Annotated in this window: 14 protein-coding genes; 8 read left to right on the top strand and 6 right to left on the bottom strand. The window is 33.0% G+C overall.

Annotated elements, in window-relative coordinates; genetic code table 11:
- Positions 1-57 precede the first annotated feature (57 nt).
- Positions 58-1,293, bottom strand: coding sequence for a serine hydrolase domain-containing protein (locus ABW637_RS16230; protein ID WP_367585771.1), 1,236 nt, complete (start codon positions 1,291-1,293; stop codon positions 58-60).
- Between the two features lie 627 nt (positions 1,294-1,920).
- On the opposite strand from ABW637_RS16230, the gene ABW637_RS16235 reads away from it, so the two are divergent.
- Together ABW637_RS16235 and ABW637_RS16240 are read left to right on the top strand one after the other, a co-directional pair.
- On the top strand, positions 1,921-6,150 hold the full coding sequence (locus ABW637_RS16235; protein ID WP_367585772.1) for an FG-GAP-like repeat-containing protein: 4,230 nt from the start codon (positions 1,921-1,923) through the stop codon (positions 6,148-6,150).
- Positions 6,150-6,851: a glycoside hydrolase family 78 protein gene (locus tag ABW637_RS16240; RefSeq protein WP_367585773.1), complete on the top strand. Its 702-nt coding sequence runs from the start codon at positions 6,150-6,152 to the stop codon at positions 6,849-6,851. The genes ABW637_RS16235 and ABW637_RS16240 overlap by 1 nt, the downstream gene beginning before the upstream one ends.
- 414 nt (positions 6,852-7,265) lie before the next feature.
- Here ABW637_RS16240 and ABW637_RS16245 read toward each other — a convergent pair whose 3' ends face one another.
- Together ABW637_RS16245 and ABW637_RS16250 are read right to left on the bottom strand one after the other, a co-directional pair.
- Positions 7,266-8,672, bottom strand: a complete 1,407-nt coding sequence (locus tag ABW637_RS16245) for a S41 family peptidase (protein ID WP_367585774.1) — start codon at positions 8,670-8,672, stop codon at positions 7,266-7,268.
- Positions 8,673-8,760: 88 nt separating this feature from the next.
- On the bottom strand, positions 8,761-9,270 hold the full coding sequence (locus ABW637_RS16250) for a hypothetical protein (protein WP_367585775.1): 510 nt from the start codon (positions 9,268-9,270) through the stop codon (positions 8,761-8,763).
- 252 nt (positions 9,271-9,522) lie between these two features.
- Between ABW637_RS16250 and ABW637_RS16255 the strand changes: the two genes are divergently transcribed.
- The 4 genes from ABW637_RS16255 (at position 9,523) to ABW637_RS16270 (ending at position 14,331) form a co-directional block, all read left to right on the top strand.
- Positions 9,523-10,074: a DUF3575 domain-containing protein gene (locus ABW637_RS16255; RefSeq protein ID WP_367585776.1), complete on the top strand. Its 552-nt coding sequence runs from the start codon at positions 9,523-9,525 to the stop codon at positions 10,072-10,074.
- Between the two features lie 184 nt (positions 10,075-10,258).
- Complete coding sequence (locus tag ABW637_RS16260) at positions 10,259-10,777, top strand: RNA polymerase sigma factor (protein ID WP_367585777.1); 519 nt, start codon at positions 10,259-10,261, stop codon at positions 10,775-10,777.
- Positions 10,778-10,780: 3 nt separating this feature from the next.
- Positions 10,781-11,701, top strand: coding sequence for a FecR family protein (locus ABW637_RS16265; RefSeq protein WP_367585778.1), 921 nt, complete (start codon positions 10,781-10,783; stop codon positions 11,699-11,701).
- Positions 11,698-14,331 (top strand): TonB-dependent receptor, encoded by a 2,634-nt coding sequence (locus tag ABW637_RS16270; protein ID WP_367585779.1) that lies wholly within the window; start codon positions 11,698-11,700, stop codon positions 14,329-14,331. The genes ABW637_RS16265 and ABW637_RS16270 overlap by 4 nt, the downstream gene beginning before the upstream one ends.
- 288 nt (positions 14,332-14,619) lie before the next feature.
- Here ABW637_RS16270 and ABW637_RS16275 read toward each other — a convergent pair whose 3' ends face one another.
- The 3 genes from ABW637_RS16275 to ABW637_RS16285 form a co-directional block, all read right to left on the bottom strand.
- Positions 14,620-16,158: a CRTAC1 family protein gene (locus ABW637_RS16275; protein WP_367585780.1), complete on the bottom strand. Its 1,539-nt coding sequence runs from the start codon at positions 16,156-16,158 to the stop codon at positions 14,620-14,622.
- An 11-nt stretch (positions 16,159-16,169) separates the two neighbouring features.
- Positions 16,170-17,054, bottom strand: coding sequence for a phosphatase PAP2 family protein (locus ABW637_RS16280; protein WP_367585781.1), 885 nt, complete (start codon positions 17,052-17,054; stop codon positions 16,170-16,172).
- A 108-nt stretch (positions 17,055-17,162) separates the two neighbouring features.
- On the bottom strand, positions 17,163-17,480 hold the full coding sequence (locus ABW637_RS16285; RefSeq protein WP_367585782.1) for an ArsR/SmtB family transcription factor: 318 nt from the start codon (positions 17,478-17,480) through the stop codon (positions 17,163-17,165).
- Positions 17,481-17,677: 197 nt separating this feature from the next.
- On the opposite strand from ABW637_RS16285, the gene ABW637_RS16290 reads away from it, so the two are divergent.
- Both ABW637_RS16290 and ABW637_RS16295 read left to right on the top strand, forming a co-directional pair.
- Positions 17,678-17,935, top strand: a complete 258-nt coding sequence (locus ABW637_RS16290) for a type II toxin-antitoxin system ParD family antitoxin (protein ID WP_367585783.1) — start codon at positions 17,678-17,680, stop codon at positions 17,933-17,935.
- On the top strand, positions 17,922-18,212 hold the full coding sequence (locus tag ABW637_RS16295) for a type II toxin-antitoxin system RelE/ParE family toxin (protein ID WP_367585784.1): 291 nt from the start codon (positions 17,922-17,924) through the stop codon (positions 18,210-18,212). Before ABW637_RS16290 ends, ABW637_RS16295 begins: the two co-directional genes overlap by 14 nt.

Consider the following 18,212-nt stretch of genomic DNA (forward strand, 5'->3'; position numbering starts at 1 on the left):
TTAAAAAGCTCCAAAATATATATCCTGAAGCTTTTTAAGTACACGTATAATATTTAACTACTTAGCTAAAAGAAAGTTAAGTAAGTTTTTATTAAACCTGTTTTTGTTTTCTGAATTGGTAAAAAATACATAACCAACTTTCTTTTCTTTATTGAACATATACAGTGCAGTATTACTCAAATTATCACCTCCATGGAAATAATTAGTGCCATAATCAGATTCTTCTATAGCAATACCTAATCCATATTTACGGGCTTTTGATCTCTTAGTCGCTAAGGAGCTTGACTGTATTTTTAATAGCTCTTGATGACTCTTTTCTGATAAGATTTTATTATTCATAAGTGCCAATAAAAAGTTTGAAAATGCTTTAGCTTCTGTTTGTAAGCTAGCGGATGCCTTAAAATTAGGGTCTTTGGCACTGCTGCTATATCCTTTGTTTGGTTTACCTTTTAAATGGCCATCTGCACGATGGTTTTCTATATAATCGTTCCAAACAAAACTCGTGTTTTTAATTGCCAGAGGTTCAAAAATGGCGGCATTAATTAAATTTTGTAGTCCATTCTTTTCAACACCTTTTAGATGCGCAATGACATTAGCAAGGTATTCATAACCTTCCCCGGAATATTGAAATTTAGTTCCTGGTTCAAACTGTATGGTAAGCTTACCATCTGGGTTATAATTTCCATTTTGATCAAGAAATCTCCAATTAGGGAATCCACTAGTATGTGATAACACCATTCTAGCTGTAATTAATTCATAGCGCTTATCATAGGCTATATCTGGATATTTCATATAGGTATATAATGGTGTGTCCAAGTCCAGAAGACCATCATCTACCATTTTCATTACAAAAAAGCTAAATACAGTTTTAGACATAGAAGCCGCATCAAACATTGTAGCATGGTCTACTTTTTCTTGAGTCTCATTGTTTTTAACTCCTAATGCATTGTGATATACTATATTATCGTCATTAATAAATGCTATAGATAGCCCTGGCATATTAAGTGAGTCTATTTGTTGTTTTATAAAGGCATCCATTTCAGATTTAGAAATAAGATGATCATTAAAAGAGCGAATAACACTATTGTTATGAATCTGAAAGCTTTTTGACTGATTCATTTCCAAACTGTCCAACCGTTTATTGGATAATGAATCGGTTGGTTTACGGCTTTCTTCTATGACGGTATCTATAGCCATAATTGGCCAAGCTGCATAGGAAGATACAGAAATTAATAGTGCTAATAAAGTAGCACCCATAAGATGCCTAAATTTTGTTTTTTGTTGATTAAACATGTTTAACGATTTTTTGATTGATCTATAATCTATAGGATAGGGTTTTGTTTGTTTTGTTACACTTGTGCGCATCAAAATCTTAATTGTTATCAAATAACAGGGTAATTCATAATAAAGAGTTTACAATAAATACAATATAGATAGAGTTCAAAGCAATTTTACATAACGTCTTATTATGAATACAATCTGTATCATAATGTACTTGCGTTATCTATTACCCCGAGCTGTCACACTGAGCCTGTCGAAGTGTTGTCGAAGGGATAGGAGAGTAGCGGAAACCGACCTTAGGAGGTTCACGATTTCCAACATATAATAGCAAACAATAAGTAATGTGTGTGGGATGGATGGTAATGATTGCAGGATGATTAATTAAAGGTTCTTAATGTTGTTATGTTTGATGATTCTAGCATCAATAACATATAAAATCAAGCGCTAGAGCAATTCATGTAACGGATTTTGATGGTGATGTACGAATCTAGGGAATAGTAATGATCTATGATAACAGAGTAGATATGTGATCGTAGGTCGCATATCTATTTCAATGATGGGAAAAGGGATATATCTGCTAATATGATTTAATACTAATATTTTGTAGTTTTGCGACCGCAATGAAATTAACAAATAATTATGACTAATTTTAGAGTATTATTATTTTTGCTAATATCCTTTATTCCGTTGGGTTTAATGGCACAATTGTCTTTTGAAGAAATTGAAATAACAGGAAAAGATGATGTCATCTTTAATCCCAGATTATTCGATCATGAAAATCTAGACCTGGATCAAGATGGTGATTTTGATATTCTTGTATACTCAAGCTTTACTATTGTATGGTATGAAAATAGAGATGGAGCCGGTGATTTTTCTTCTGCCAAGATGATTTATAATAGTGATTCTTCTTTTATTTTAAATATGAAAATAGGAGATTTAGATGGTGATGATGATATAGATATAGTTGGTGTGCGGAATGGTACTATTGGATGGCTTACTAACCAAGGAGACGGAAGTTTTAGTGATTTTAATATAATAGATGAAAATTTCAACATATCCGCTTTTCTTATGGAAATAAACGATATTGATGGAGATGATGATAATGATATTTTACTTCATTTATCCGAAGGTGTTGTCTGGTACGAAAATTTGGATGGTTTAGGAACCTTTGCTAATCAGGAGGTAATAATCCCACCTTTTAATTCTTTTGGTTCATCAGTCTTCTTGCTAGAAGATGTTAATGGTGATTTTAAAATTGACATTGTTTTATTTGACACTTTACTTGATCAAATTTCTTGGTATGAAAATTTAGGCAATATGACATTTTCCGCAGCCCTGCCATTTCATGCAAATTTGAATTTGGGTCCAACTATTTTAAAAAAAGTAGATATTGACGGGGATGCTAATGCAGATTTTATTGCGGGCGGTTTTAATAATCTTATTTGGTATGAGTTTGATGGAATAGGAGAGTTGTCTCGAACCAGTATTAGTATTGAAGATTTGAATGTTAGGAGTTTGATATCGACAGATTTTGATGCTGATGGTGATCAAGATTTGCTTTATTATGATGGGGACGGTTTGTTTTGGTCAGAAAACAATGACGGAATGGGTACTTTCTCAACACCTAATATGATTGATTCTAAATTTTGTATTAGATGTAGTAATATTACAGATAATAGATTAGCTACGGGAGACTTTGATGGAAATGGAACTATAGATGTTATTGCTTCAATTTTCTCAGAAAGGATAGGTACCATTTTTAGGTACTCAAATTCGGATGGTCAAGGAGCTTTTGACACTAGAAAAATTATTTCAGATTACCCTTTTAAAAGCGCTATTGAATCTATGGATGTTGACAATGATGGTGACCTTGATTTATTGGTTAAAGGAAGTGGGTATTATAGTTCTATTTATAAAAACTTAGATGGTAATGGTAATTTTGATAGACAAGAAGCCTTCTCTGGTGCTGATCTTCTGAAGGATTCTAGACCTATTGACATAGACAATGATGGAGATCTTGATATAGTATCAATTAGAGATTCACCGAATGCAAATCTTGTTTGGTACGAAAATATTAATGGATCAGGAATATTTAAAAACGCTCAAGTAATAAATTCGACTATAGAAATTAATATACAATCTACCATTGGAGATATAGCCGTAGGAGATATAGATAAGGATGGTTATCAAGATTTTGTTCTAGTTCAAGGTAAAGACAATGAAACTGTTTCTTGGTTAAGAAATGAAAATGGGTCTGGCACCTTTTCATTACCTATTGAAGTAGGTACAAATGTTGATCGTCCAAGTTCGGTCAAATTGGGTGATATAGATGGTGATGGTGATCTTGATTTAGTAGTATTTGAGGGTTTTACAGGCCTGGTAAAATGGTTTAAAAACGTAGATGGAAAAGGAAGTTTTGCTCCCGCAGTTATACTTCCAAACAGTGCAGCATTTAGAGGATTATGTTTGGCGGATCTTGATCAAGATAATGACCTCGATGTAATTACCTTTGGAAGAGATATCAAATGGCATGAAAATACAGATGGGGCTGGAAATTTTTCTTCACCAATTGTAGTAGGAAATCCTTCAGAATTTATTCAATTCGTAGAGATTGCAGATTTAGATGGTGATTTTGATCAAGATGTAGTATGGAAATCATGGGATAAAAAAGGTGTCTTTTGGTATGAAAATTTAACTGGAAATGAAGATTTTAGTGCCGAAATCCCAATATTTATATCCGACAGGCCAGAAGTTAATCCCGTTACAGCACTTGGAGATTTTAATGGCGATTTTAAAATTGATATAGCTCATGCAGATCAATACGAATATAAGGTAATTCTAGATACTTATACACCCGATCGCCTCGTTGTACTTCTTAATGAAGGGGAGCAAGGAAATCAAATCATTGGGGAAGTAAAAAATGACTTGAACGCCACAGGTTGTGATGGCAATGATCCATTGATCAATAACCTAATGATCACAGCAAGTAATGGAGTTGATTCTTACAGCACATTTACACTTCCCAATGGCCTTTATAGTCTAAGTGTTGGAGAGGGAACATATACAACGACCGTTTCTGGTGCATTACCTACTTATTACGGAGCTAGTCCAGCGGAGCATGAATTTACATTTAATGGAATTGGAACTACTGAATCTGGTGATTTTTGTATTGAAGCACAACAGGTGGTGAATGATCTGGAAGTTCAACTATTTCCCTTATTGGAAGTAAGGCCAGGATTTGCAACAAGGTATTTACTGACCTACAAAAATGTGGGTACTACTGTGCTAGAAGGAGAGATTAATCTTAATTTTAACGAAAGTGCACTTAATTTCATTGAAGCCTCAGAAGCTCCTAGTGCTATTCTTGCAGGGGCGCTTACCTTCGATATAGGGACATTACTTCCTTTTGAATCTAATTCTATTCAGGCAAATTTTTTGGTTGAACCTCCGCCAACTGTTACTATTGACGATTTACTTGTAACTAGTGCAAATGGAACAATTACTGGCGAAGATGATTTTTTAGAAAATAATGAGTCAATACTTAAGCAAGTAGTTATCGGTTCTTATGATCCTAATGACATTGTTGTTTTAGAAGGAAGCCAAATCTTGCTAGAAGATGCAGATGATTATTTGCATTATATTATCCGTTTTCAAAATACAGGAACGGCAGATGCTATTAATGTTAAAGTAGAAAATATTCTAGATTCAAATTTAGATTGGACTACATTTCAATTAGAAAGTTTAAGCCATTCAGGACGCGTAGAGATTAAAAATGGTAGCAAAGTAAAGTTCATATTTAATACTATCAACTTACCTGATAGTACTAATGATGAACCAAATTCTCATGGATTCATAGCGTATAAAGTAAAACCAAAAAATAATATAAACATAGGTGATATTATACTTAACAAAGCAAATATTTTCTTCGATTTTAATCCCCCAATTATCACAAATACTGTTAATACAATGGTAATTTTAGAGTATGAAGACGATGATAATGATAGTATAAATAATAACATAGATCAATGTCCGAATACACCTCTTGGAGAAACAGTAGATTCCGTTGGTTGCTCGCAAAGCCAATTAGACGATGATAATGATGGTATCAATAACAACATAGATCAATGTCCGAATACACCATTAAATGCAGCTGTAGACATAAAAGGATGCATACTATTTCCTGAAAATAATTTAAACATTCAAACTATTGGTGAAACATGCCCAAATAAAAACAATGCAAAAATTATTATCTCTGCCAATGAAACCCATAATTATACTGCTAGTTTAAATGGAACAAACTATAATTTCACAACAGATTTAATTATCGATAACTTAACTTCAGGGAATCATGAACTATGTATAACCGTAGCATCAGAATTTTATGAGCAGTGTTACACGATCGCTTTAGCAGAAGGTACCACCATTTCTGGAAATTCATCTTCTAATAAATCAGGAGAAGTATTCATTAATATTGAAAAAGGAACAGCACCTTATAGTGTTTTTGTTAATGGCCATGTTGTGTGGCAAACAGAATTATCTTCATTTTCAGTAAATGCTTCACATGGTGACATAATAGAAATAGCAACAAGTAGGGTTTGTGAAGGAAAATTATCTCAAAAAGTTAATTTAACCAGTGAAATATTAGCCTACCCTAATCCTACTAATGGAGATGTTGAAGTAAATTTACCGATTACTCAAAAAGAAGTAATAATAGAATTGTATACAATACAATCTCAATTAATATCAACACATAGCTATCTGGTGAAAAATGGAAAAGTTAATTTAAATCTTAAAAACCAACCAAAAGGTATTTATTTTGCTAAAGTTTTAATTGAAGAACCAGTATTATTAAAAATTTTGAAAAAATAATGATGAAAATATATTTAAAACTTGTTTTTATTAGTGCTCTGTTATTTGCATGTACATCAGGAGGAGATGACACACCACCAGAACTACCTGTTTCTGAAAATAAAAAACCAACAATACCTACCTTAGTATATCCAACTAATAATTTATTATGTATCGACAATACTTTAGAATTTAGTTGGAACACATCATCAGACCCAGATGGAGATGCTATTACATACAATATAGAAGTATCTAAGGATAATCAATTTTCAACAATTGACTTTACAACCAGTAGTACCTTAACAAAACATACTTTTACCTTAGAAAAGGGAATAGCTTATTATTGGCGTGTACAAGCAACTGATAGTAAGAATGAATCTGGTGGATTTTCTTCTATATTTAATTTATACACCGAAGGTATAGGCCTTTCAAATCATGTACCATTTTCCCCTGAATTGGTAGGACCGATACTCAACGCCACAGAAACAGAAGGAACAATTACATTAGAATGGAAAGGAAGTGATACCGATGGAGACCCTCTTACTTATGATGTTTATTTTGATGAAAAAAACCCGCCAACGATATTAGTTTCTGAAAACCAAATAGAACAAACACTAAATGTAAATACTACTTTAGATAAATCCTATTATTGGAAAGTTATAGTTAAAGATGATAAAGGAGGAGAATCTATTGGGCAAATATGGGGGTTTTCTACAAACTAAATCTTGATATATAAGTGTTCTGCAAAGAACATGTGCATAGACGAGTTTACGAAATTGATCCTGTGAATCAATTTTGTAAAGCTGCGAGATGATGTGGCTGGATAATGTTTGCAGAGATACAAATCATAAACGCTAAAAATGCGTATGTGGCAACGTCACGAGAATTGTGATAGTAATCTTGAGCTCTTAAAACAATATAAACCTTGCGAAAAATCGCGTAAAAACTTTTTGCACGTATATTTTATCAAACCTGCCTGCCATACGGCAACGGCAGGCAGGTACGCGATTTATAAACTACCTAAATGAGTAATGTGTGGGGTATAGAATTGTATATTATTTATAATATGGTAGTGCTTGTAAAGTAAACAAGGCTATCTTTTTTTGACAGCCTTATTTACTTGATTTAGAAACCGCCTAATTCTGTAATATTTCCAAAGCACGATCTATTCCGCTATCCTTTTCTTCTTGAAAATCTTGAGTTGATAAAAAGGGAATATGATTTTCTTGATGATCAGGCCCAATTCCAACAACTTCAAAAACGTTGCCTTGTGCGTCACTATATATTTCGTTTGACAATCCTACTTCTGCACCATTAGGTAATATATGCGTAAGAATAGTAGAAAAAGCACCTGCCGTATTCTCTCCTACAACAGTAACATACGGTACATCTTTAAGACATAGTGTAAAAAGTTCTGCTGCACTTATGGTAAATGGACTTGTAAGTAATACGATATCGCCAGTGAATTGAAAATTTCCGCGAGGTCCTACAGAAAAGGATTTATTTTCGGTAAAACTATCACCCAATCTGGCTTTTTTAAAATATGAAATTCGTTCTTGATCTATAAACCGAGATGCAATATTTAAAGCAACGGTATCAACTCCTCCATCATTAAAACGTATATCGATAATCAGTTTAGAAACTCCAGAGGCTTCAATATCATCCATAACGGTATCTAATAACACATTTAATGATGATAACTCATTATTAAGATCAGTGCCATATCCTTCCATTGTGATAATATTAATGTACCCGGTATCATCATTAATTAACCCCCATAAGATATTCTGCCTTTCATCCGATTCAACATTTCCTCCTAAATAATTATTAAATATCGTTCTTAATTTTTCATTACCAAGATCAAAAAAATCGCTTTCATTTTCTATAGCTAGATCCATACTTAGATTAGCATTCAACTTTTCTAATAAGGTTGGATCTCCTGAATTAATTTCAATACCGTTCTGTTCGTCGTATATGCTTACATGCCCATCATCCAACAAATAGGCAAGTTCTTCTATGATATCATAAAAATTATCTGCCGTAACTTGATCTCTTAAACGCTCATACTGAGTCCAGTCTATATTTCTTGTTTCAAAAAAAGCATAGTAATCATTAAAAATATTCCAGAAATGATCAAAGTTTATTACGGGATCTTTAGTGTCAGAAATTTGATCGGGGAGGCAATCTGGATTTTGATTTGGTAATCGAACAAATACTATTTCAGAATCTGATAATGCTGAAGATGCTATCAGTTCATTTTCATTGATAACATCAAAATCAAATTCATAGAAATCCTGAAGAACAAAATCATCATCTTGAATGGAACAGCCAGCAGCATTTGTATTGTAAAATATATTCTTATCATCTGTAAATTGAAACATCCATCCTTTTTCTGGTATTGACCAAAATCCATTAATTGAGTTTTCTGGAGGGACAGTGGTATCATTATCAGACTCACAGGCCGTAAGAATCACTAATAACAACAACAATTCAACAAGGCGCTTTATTGATTTTACGTAAGTACATAAATGTATATTTATCATAGTTTTATTTTTAAAATTATTAGTATAATTGAAGGTTTAGGAGTGCCTTTTTTATCTACTTTAAAAAACAATCCATTTTTATATATAGTTAAAAACGATATCCTATTCTTAGGTTAACATAAGGTGAAAAGACTATTTTTCTTCGATATCCAAGTCCTGCGCCAACTCCAACTTCATAATTAAAATGATTTCCAAGATTTCTTCTTATTCCCCATGTGGGAGCAATAAATATTTGATTTACATCATTTTCTTCAGCTTCTAAAACCGAACGGAAATGATAACTAGTTCTTAGCGAGACGTAATTACCACTATTACCATCTATTCTTTTATGCTTATCGGTACGCCCATTTAGATTATAGTACCAACGTGGTTCTAATGCTACTATGGGTACAATATTTTCCGTATTAACACCTCCTAGACCAATTTCGCTTCGTAAAGCCACTTGATCTGATAATTTTAATTCATTATGAACCCATATACCTATTAACCCAACTTGGATACCAAATGTTGATTTTTCTACAGATACCGCTTTTTCATTTTGAGAAAACCCGAAATAAGAACTCATTAGTAAAAGGGAAACAAAAATTATTCTAATCATTCTAAACATTGTTTTAAAATTTTACAACCCTAAAACAAATAGCAAAGCAAACACCCTACTATTAATTTTTTATAACAGTAAGCAACCTCGGGGCAAGCCCACGTGGCATCGGTTAAAAATAATTTTGATTTCGAGTCAAGCCTCGGAGCATTTAAATCTCGATTATCGAGTAAAAATTAATAGTAGGGTATATAGGGGTTCATATGTTTTAGGGATGTAAAATTTTAAATAGAAGAATGTAAAAACAGAATCATGAAAAAAATTGGATGCAGTATGCTCATAGTATTATTAACTATAGTATCAATAAATGCGCAGGAAGTCGTAAATGAGAAGGAGAAAATTACATTTATGCCTAAGCATATTATTAAAGTATTTCCACTAAATGCACTTAATGGAGAGATTGGTATCGGATATGAGCGTGTAATAAAACCGAAAATGTCACTAAACTTTATATTAATTCAGGGATTTGATACACAACATTTTATTAATAATAAATATGAGAGAAATTATAATGCGCTTTTTCAAACTGAATTACGATTTTATCTTTCAAAACGAAAAAAAGCACCAGAAGGCTGGTTTACAGGCGGGGGATTGTTGACAGAGTATAATAATATTAAGGTTATTGATAGATCTAATAAAGATATTTTTCGTTTCGAGGCAGGTGTTTCTGGAAAAATGGGATATCAATGGATATTAAAAAAAGGATTAAAAGGAATAACTATCGAAGCAGCAATAGGTTTAGAGTATAGAAATATTACCGAATTTAATACGGTTTTAGACTTTACTGTAGGATATTCATGGTAATATTTGATGTCTATTTTATAAAGAAAACTTTTGGTAGGGTATTTCTGGGATTATTTGTTTTAGGAATACAATATTAAATTAAGTTTCCCATTTTTAGCTTAATAATTAATTTCAGATTCTGATATTCGTATTAGTAATAGATGTAGAATTTTTTTAAAAATAAACTGATTAAAATTTTTTTAAAATGCCAGAGAAAGTAATTAGCGTTTGTGAAGAGAAAGTATATGACAAACTATACCGCGAGCACGCAGAAAAAATATGTTACTACCTTTATTACAAATATGGAGATATGGAAAAAGCCCAAGATATTGTGCAAGATAGTTTTGCGAAATTATGGGTTAACTGTTCCAAGATACTTTTTGGAGCAGCCAAAAGTTTTCTTTATAAAATCGCTAATAATGCTTCGATCAATGCTATTGTTCATCAAAAAACAGTACTGAAATATCAGGAAAAAGCGCAAAAAACGTATACAAATGAATCTCCAGAATTTCAGATGGAAGAAAAAGAATTTATGCATCGTCTAAATAGGGCTATTTCTGATTTAAAGGACGGACAACGGGAAGTTTTTCTTTTAAATAGAATAGAAAATAAAACATACAAAGAGATTGCAGAAATGTTAGGAATCTCTGTAAAAGCAGTAGAAAAACGAATGCACTTGGCACTAGTTATTTTAAGAAAAAAAATAAAGTCAACTAATATATAACCTATGAAAAAAGATTTTAATGAAGATGATTTTTTAGGAAAATGGTTATCTGGAGAGCTCTCTAATGAAGACCGTGAGGACTTTGAGAACACAGAAGATTATTATGCATATAAAGATATATTGAGAGGAGTAGAGCGACTAGATAGACCTGTTTTTGATGTAGAAAAAGGTTTGAAAGAACAAAAAATCTATAATGCTTCATATAAAAAAGCCAAAACATCAAAAGTTTTTAAAATTCGTACATGGGTATATAGTGCTGCGGCAGTGATTTTGGTTTTAATCGGATTGAGAACAATGTTTTTTCAGGAGGTTACTATACGTACTAAAATGGCACAAACACAAGTCATAACGCTGCCTGATCATTCTGTGGTGACCCTTAATGCAGATTCTTCTTTAGAATACGATAAAAATTCTTTTTTAGAGCGTCGGGAGTTATATTTAAAAGGAGAGGCATTTTTTGATATTCATAAAGGATCTTCATTCACGGTTACTACCAAAAATGGTGAGATCACTGTTTTAGGGACAGTATTTGATGTATATTCTAGAGATCGAACATTAGAAGTACAATGTTTTGAAGGTAAAGTACGTGTAAAGAATGAGGCTAATGAAGTGATTCTTACTCCCGGAAAAGGAACAAAATCTAATCAAAACGAAAGGTTGGATATAGTTAATGTTTCCTATCCAAAACCCGATTGGTTAGATGGTAAAAGTAGCTTTTTTGAAGTACCTCTTGAGCGAGTCATAAAAGAATTAGAACGACAATACAACATCAAAATTCATACAGGAGATATAGATGTCAACAGAGTATTTACAGGCTTTTTTAAGCATACAAATCTAAAAGTCGCTCTTAGTACAAGCTTTGACCCCATGAATATTAGTTATACATTTGAAGGAGATAGAATTATAGCCCTAAAAAATAAATGATTCGTTTTCAGATAATTAGATTGATAGTGTGTTGTTTATTTGGGGTGTCTTGCTATGCACAACAAACAAATCATCATACCGATAGTGCCGAAAAGGTAGCCTTGCAAGAGGTTTTGAAAACGTTTGAAAATCAATATCAATTTGACTTTTCTTATGATGTAGAAGCAATCAAGAATATAAAACTTGTAATTGATCAAGATGCTATTACTATTGATTCATTAGTAGCAATACTAAAAGAACAAACTCAATTTATACTTCGGCAGATTGATGATCGTAGCTATATTTTGGTAGAAAATGATAGCACTATAACTATATGTGGTTTTGTGATTGATTCTGTAAGTACTTTTGAGTTGGCTCAAGCAAATATTATTAGAAATAAGTATGTAATTGGACTTACCGATGAACAAGGGTATTTTAAAGTACATTTATCTCCAAGGGATTCAATTTCTATATCTTATTTGGGATATGATACAAAGACAATTAAAGCAGCTACTTTTTTAGATTCGAGTTGTGATACAATTCGATTAACACCAGAAGTTCTAAATTTAAGCCAGGTAGTAGTTAAGGAATACCTAACTACCGGTATCCAAAAAAATAAAGATGCATCCATTAATGTATCAACAAAAAAACTTAGAATTCTTCCGGGGCTTGTAGAGCCAGATGTTTTACAAAGTTTACAATTAATACCAGGGGTAAGTAGTCCTACTGAAGATCCAGCTGGATTATATATTCGAGGAGGGACACCAGATCAAAACTTAGTGTTGTGGGATGGAATAAAAATGTATAATAATGGTCACTTTTTTGATCAGATATCAACGTACAATCCTAACATTGTTAAAAACGTAAAGGTGTATCGAGGGGGAACCAGTGTACAGTATGGAGATCGAATTTCTGGAGCAATTATTATAGAATCTGATGATGACTTAACCGATCAACTTAAAATAGGAGGAGGGGTTAATTTTACCCATGCAGATCTGTTTGTAAAAGCTCCTTTGTCTGAAAAAGTGGGTATAATGGGAGCTTTCCGCAGATCTACTACAGACCTATATTCAAATATTGGATACAATAATCTTGTTCGAAAAGTATTTCAGAATACTAGAGCCGACATTGCTGATGATACATCAGGAAATACTATTGACAGAGCATTTAGAGAAGATAATTTCTCTTTTTCAGATGCTAATTTTAAGGCAGTTTGGAATCCTAATTCAAATAATACTATAAAGTTTAGTACCATATTTGCAGAAAACAAATTAGATAATGTTACGCTGCCGCAGGATGTAGATGACCCCGGTTCTTTTAGTACAAAAGATGTGTACAAAATTAGAAACGCAGGTGCTAGTCTGAATTGGAAAAAAAAATACTCGAATAATAGTGTACAAGAAGTAAGTTCATATTTTTCCTCTTATGACACTAAGTATAGTATTGCCAGAAAGGCCCTAAATGTAAATCAAAGCCTTGATTTCAACCAAAATAACAAGGTTAAGGATATAGGAATTGAATATGCTTTGGAAATTCCTATTACCAGAAAACAGTCGTTAGTATTGGGATATCAATATGCATATAATGAAACAAGATATAATTATACACAAGCATTAACGGGAGATTTTGAGGATTCTTTTATGAGTATTACAAATGGTAATGGTAATAATCATACGTTATATTCAGAGTATACGCATAAAGGAGAAAAAACTTATGCTAATTTTGGTCTTAGAGGATCTTATTTAAGCAATACAGATCAGGTTTTTATAGAGCCTCGTCTGTTTTCATCGCTAGAAGTTTTCAAAAATTTTAGAGTAACGGCTTCTGCAGAAATCAAGAATCAACAACTTAATAATTTTAGTGATTTTACAAGCCTTAGTCCATCAATAGGTAGTCTTCCTGTAGTCGATAATCTATGGTTACTTTCTGGGGATATTTTATACGAGGGAAATCCATTTTTCATTCCTGTGATAAAAAGCAAACAATTTACTTTTGGATCGTTGTACACGTATAGAGGTTGGAATTTTGATCTGGAAGGATATTATAAAAGGCTTACCGATATCAATTCGATTAATACTATTATTTTACAGATTGTACCTTCTCAGACGGATACAGGTATAGATATAGGAAAAGAAGAACGTATTGGTTTTGATTTTCTATTAAAAAAAAGAATTCGTAATTATCGATTTTGGATCGGATATTCATACAGTAAAACCGCAATTACTTTTCCCACATTACAACAAAGGTCTTTTCCTAGTAATTTTAATCAACAACATGTATTTAATATCTCGCAAACATTAAAAGTTAATGATCTTGAGTTTGCTCTAGGATGGAATTATGCTACAGGTAGTCCCTTTACTAAGCTTATATCCGACGAAGATGGTTTTTTTGGTAATATAATTGAACCCAAGGGGATTAATGTAAATAGATTTAAAGCGTATCATAGATTAGATGCTTCAGTGCTATATCGATTTACTATTAAAACTAAAAACCCATGGGGAGGGATGTTAGGCTTCTCGTTACGTAACATTTATAATCGAAAAAATACAATTGGACAAGGGTTTATTGAAATTAGTGAAGATACTATAGGTACTTTTGAAAGAAGGTCATTGCGGCTCACACCAGATGTAGTTATCCGTTTTAGTTTTTAAGAGTTTGTTTTTTACGTACTACACCTTTCTAGGGTATAAAGGAAACATTCTACGACAAGATAAGATCGCTATAGTATTATACTATTGCTCTCATATATCATTTGGTTAGATTTGAAATTTTAATATAAACTCATAAAGCTCATTCAATATCAAGTATTGAATACTATACTTGTGTTACACCTGTCTTGAACGGTCACACTGAGCTTGCTTACACTGAGCTTGTTTACACTGAGTTTATCGAAGTGTCGAAGTGTCGAAGTGTTGTCGACGGGTTACTACCTTTAAAAGCTATTTAATTTCAGATAGTTTCCCTTTTTCTTCAGCTAAATAATGGGTATTTACAGCTATGTTTTTAAGTGTGTCAACAATACCTGATGGCCATTTTAAAATAATGCTCTTGATTTTGGTCGAATTACCCAGACCAAAATGGAGTTCATAATCATTCTGACTTCCATATCCAGTTACAGGGTACATCCATCTGTGAATACGTTTTTCTTTATTATCAACAATGAAATTAAGGATAGCTTGAGTACCAATACCATTGCTATTAGATTGCACGCCTCGAAGTCTTATGGTAATCCAATTTTTGTTTGTTGTACTATTTTTATAAAACCTATTGATTTGATCATTACTTCCCCAGTTGGCAACAAAAATATCCAGGTCTCCATCCCGATCAAAATCCGCATGCGCAGTACCGGCCGAGGTGTCGGCATGTTTCGTAATTTGATCTGTTACATTCTGAATAAATGTACCATTCCCTTGATTTAGATACAGAAAATTATGCATATCTGGTCTATAGGTGCCATTTGCTATAAAAAGATCAATATCAGTATCATTATCATAATCTCCCCAGGTATGCCCCTTAGAAGCTCCACCTTGTTGCCGGGTCAAAATACTTTGTTTTACAACCGTTAAATTACCCTGGCCATCATTATTGTATAAAAAGTTCTGTTTGTCAAAATTTGCCAGAAATAGATCTAAATCCCCGTCTTCATCATAATCCGCCATAGATACTCCGTAAGAATACCCAATATCTTCTACAACATGTCCGCTATTAATTTTTTCAAATTTCCAGTTCCCTAAGTTTTTAAAATAAAGATTTGGTTTTCGGGCATTAGCTACATAAAAATCAGGGAGTCCATCATTATTTAGATCTCCACATCCACATGCACGGCCACTGCCATTACCGCTCGTTAGTGGGCTGTCATTCATCTTTTCAAATACTCCATTGCCTTGGTTTTTAAATACCAGATTGGATCCACTTCCAGAGGCTACTATAAATACATCCAAATCTCCATCATTTTCGATATCCACCCAACATGCCATAGAGGCCGCAATATCATCAGAAGTTAAAGGATGATCAGAAATTCTTTTGAAGCCCAAATTTTCGATATTTTCAAAGAGAAAGTTCCCTTCTTGACCTCTGCTCACAACATATAAATCCAGGTCTCCGTCGTTATCATAATCTACCCAATTTACACCTTGCGAATTTCCCCCGTGTTTCACTACTTCTGAATACATGTCTCCTCCGGAAGCATCACTTGTCATTTTTTTAAATGTACCGTCTCCATTATTTCTGTATAAAAAATTCCATTGGCCATTAGAATTGGCAACATACAGATCCGGATCTCCATCTTGATCGTAATCTCCCCAGGCAACTCCGCGTGATAAATTGCCATCTGTAGCTATTCTTCCAGTAACTATAGGTTCGAATATACCTTTTTGTATACTTTCTTTTTTGATGGCATCCCTGTTAGGGCTTTGGTTACAAGCTAGTATAGACAGGAATGGAATAAGCGTGACGAAAACTTTGGTTTTTAACTTCATATTTTTATGATTTATTTCCACTCTTTTTTAGCATCTTCCAGATCTTTTATAAATTTTGGGTTTTTGGTCATCGCTAGTAACATTTTGTGCGCTAGTACTCTAGCGGCTTCTTCGTCACTGGGATAATGAATCCCCATAATTTCTCTTGATTCTCCAACTTCGTATGCTACCTCCAAAAATTCTTTTCTTTTATTGGGTAATAACTCACTCCAGGCAAACGCTTGGATATAGGCCCAAAGGGTATGACCGCTGGCAAAAGAAGGAGAAGATATTCTGGCAAGAGGTTCCAATTTAGGTTCGAGATGATAGGGTCGGGCCCTTAACAAATGATATTTAACCGTAAACTCCATTAAACGCATGTCTTTGGTTATACCTCTTAGTAATTTGGTGGTAGCAGGGTAATTTTGATAGGTAACATGATCCCCCATAACCGCTTTACCTTCGTACAACAAGTACTCCAAATTCTGCTCATATCGATTATGTGTTTGTAAGATATCTGCATGTGGCCAATATCCTATAGGCGCAAGTACCTGGGATGCCCGATCTGACTCTTCTTTTGTACGTTTTGCCTGCCATGCTAATAGATATTCTAGTTCTGCTTTTGTTTGGTCTGAACTATTGGCAGGAAAATGAATACTGTGTTTTAACCGATTGACTTGTTCGTTTGTTAAATAATGCGGGGTAATCATGGTGTAAATCAATGTTCCGCTACTATAATTAGATGCAGGAAAAACGATCTTATCAAGATCAGCCCTTGTTGCGTTGGGTTTATGGTCTAATTTCTGTAGAGATGCGTAGTGGTTTTTGGCAGACTCAAGAGGATGAAGGGTTTGGCCTACACTATAATGATAAACAATACTAATAGCTATTAGCAACAGGTACTTTTTTTTGATCATAACTTTTGATTTTGAATATTTATATTGGTTAAAACGTATATCGCTTATAAACGATTTAAAAGTACATATTTTTGATTATGAAACTAGTAAAGTAATGTTAAAATAATTTTACAATAAGGTATTGAACTCTTTTAGCAATTCTTTGTTCAGGGTGTAGAAGACGAATTTATCTTTATTTTCAGTAATAAACAGACCGCTTTCCTTTAGAATTTTAACATGCTGAGAAATTGTGGATTGAGAATAGGTGAACATTTTAACCAAATCCTTATTGCAAGTCACATTATCGATACCTTTACCATCGTTTTTGGTGCTTAGATATCTCACCAAAGCGACACGTAAGGGATGCGCCAATGCATTTGCTATTGTTGCAATTTGATAATCCTTTTGTGTGATATAATCATTTGATTTATCTGTTCTAATTCTCATTTAAAAAAACGATTTATGACAAATATAAGATATATTATATCAACTCTGTCGGTTAACGAAATTGATGATGATTTGTTCTATGTTAAACTATAATAATTGGATCTCTGGGAATCGCTTATTTAAAAATTTCTTGATTTTGGAATGTTTGATGAATATCGTATATTGCACCAATAGTATGATTATTTAAACACATAATGATGGCTACAGTTAGAAAAACGATCACATTTACAGAGAAACAGGATAAATGGATAAAGTCACAGATTAAAGCAGGAGAGTTTACAAATGATAGTGAATATCTTCGTGATTTAGTACGGCGAGACCAATCGAAAAAGGCAAAATATTCTGCACTTAAAGCTGCTATAACAGAAGGTATGGATAGTGGTATTAGCACTAAATCTGTTCCTGATATTATGAAAGAAGTCGAAGAACGTATGCGAACTGATGGGCGTTTATAGAGTATCTGGAAAAGCCGAAACTGATCTTACTAAAATGTATGAATATGGTATCGAAACATTTGGATTAAAACAAGCCAAGACATATTTATTGGGAATGCACACACTTTTTCAAGTATTAGCAGATAATACCAGCCTTGGACGTGATGCATCCGAATTTATGTTATCTTTAAAACGATTTTCTTATCAATCCCACACTATTTTTTATTTGCCTACAGATATTAATATTTTAATTGTTCGTGTATTGAATCAAAGTATGGATTATGAAAAAAATTTATAG

Origin of the sequence: Aquimarina penaris, from assembly GCF_040786285.1 — a bacterium.
Classification (GTDB): Bacteria; Bacteroidota; Bacteroidia; order Flavobacteriales; family Flavobacteriaceae; genus Aquimarina.

What these genes read in the sequence shown, in the direction of transcription:
- ABW637_RS16265 (WP_367585778.1), top strand. Translation starts at nt 10,781, where the DNA reads ATGAAAAAAGATTTTAATGAAGATGATTTTTTAGGAAAATGGTTATCT.
- ABW637_RS16285 (WP_367585782.1), bottom strand. Translation starts at nt 17,480, where the DNA reads ATGAGAATTAGAACAGATAAATCAAATGATTATATCACACAAAAGGAT.
- ABW637_RS16280 (WP_367585781.1), bottom strand. Translation starts at nt 17,054, where the DNA reads ATGATCAAAAAAAAGTACCTGTTGCTAATAGCTATTAGTATTGTTTAT.
- ABW637_RS16290 (WP_367585783.1), top strand. Translation starts at nt 17,678, where the DNA reads ATGGCTACAGTTAGAAAAACGATCACATTTACAGAGAAACAGGATAAA.
- ABW637_RS16235 (WP_367585772.1), top strand. Translation starts at nt 1,921, where the DNA reads ATGACTAATTTTAGAGTATTATTATTTTTGCTAATATCCTTTATTCCG.
- ABW637_RS16250 (WP_367585775.1), bottom strand. Translation starts at nt 9,270, where the DNA reads ATGATTAGAATAATTTTTGTTTCCCTTTTACTAATGAGTTCTTATTTC.
- ABW637_RS16270 (WP_367585779.1), top strand. Translation starts at nt 11,698, where the DNA reads ATGATTCGTTTTCAGATAATTAGATTGATAGTGTGTTGTTTATTTGGG.
- ABW637_RS16255 (WP_367585776.1), top strand. Translation starts at nt 9,523, where the DNA reads ATGAAAAAAATTGGATGCAGTATGCTCATAGTATTATTAACTATAGTA.
- ABW637_RS16260 (WP_367585777.1), top strand. Translation starts at nt 10,259, where the DNA reads ATGCCAGAGAAAGTAATTAGCGTTTGTGAAGAGAAAGTATATGACAAA.
- ABW637_RS16230 (WP_367585771.1), bottom strand. Translation starts at nt 1,293, where the DNA reads ATGTTTAATCAACAAAAAACAAAATTTAGGCATCTTATGGGTGCTACT.
- ABW637_RS16295 (WP_367585784.1), top strand. Translation starts at nt 17,922, where the DNA reads ATGGGCGTTTATAGAGTATCTGGAAAAGCCGAAACTGATCTTACTAAA.
- ABW637_RS16245 (WP_367585774.1), bottom strand. Translation starts at nt 8,672, where the DNA reads ATGATAAATATACATTTATGTACTTACGTAAAATCAATAAAGCGCCTT.
- ABW637_RS16240 (WP_367585773.1), top strand. Translation starts at nt 6,150, where the DNA reads ATGATGAAAATATATTTAAAACTTGTTTTTATTAGTGCTCTGTTATTT.
- ABW637_RS16275 (WP_367585780.1), bottom strand. Translation starts at nt 16,158, where the DNA reads ATGAAGTTAAAAACCAAAGTTTTCGTCACGCTTATTCCATTCCTGTCT.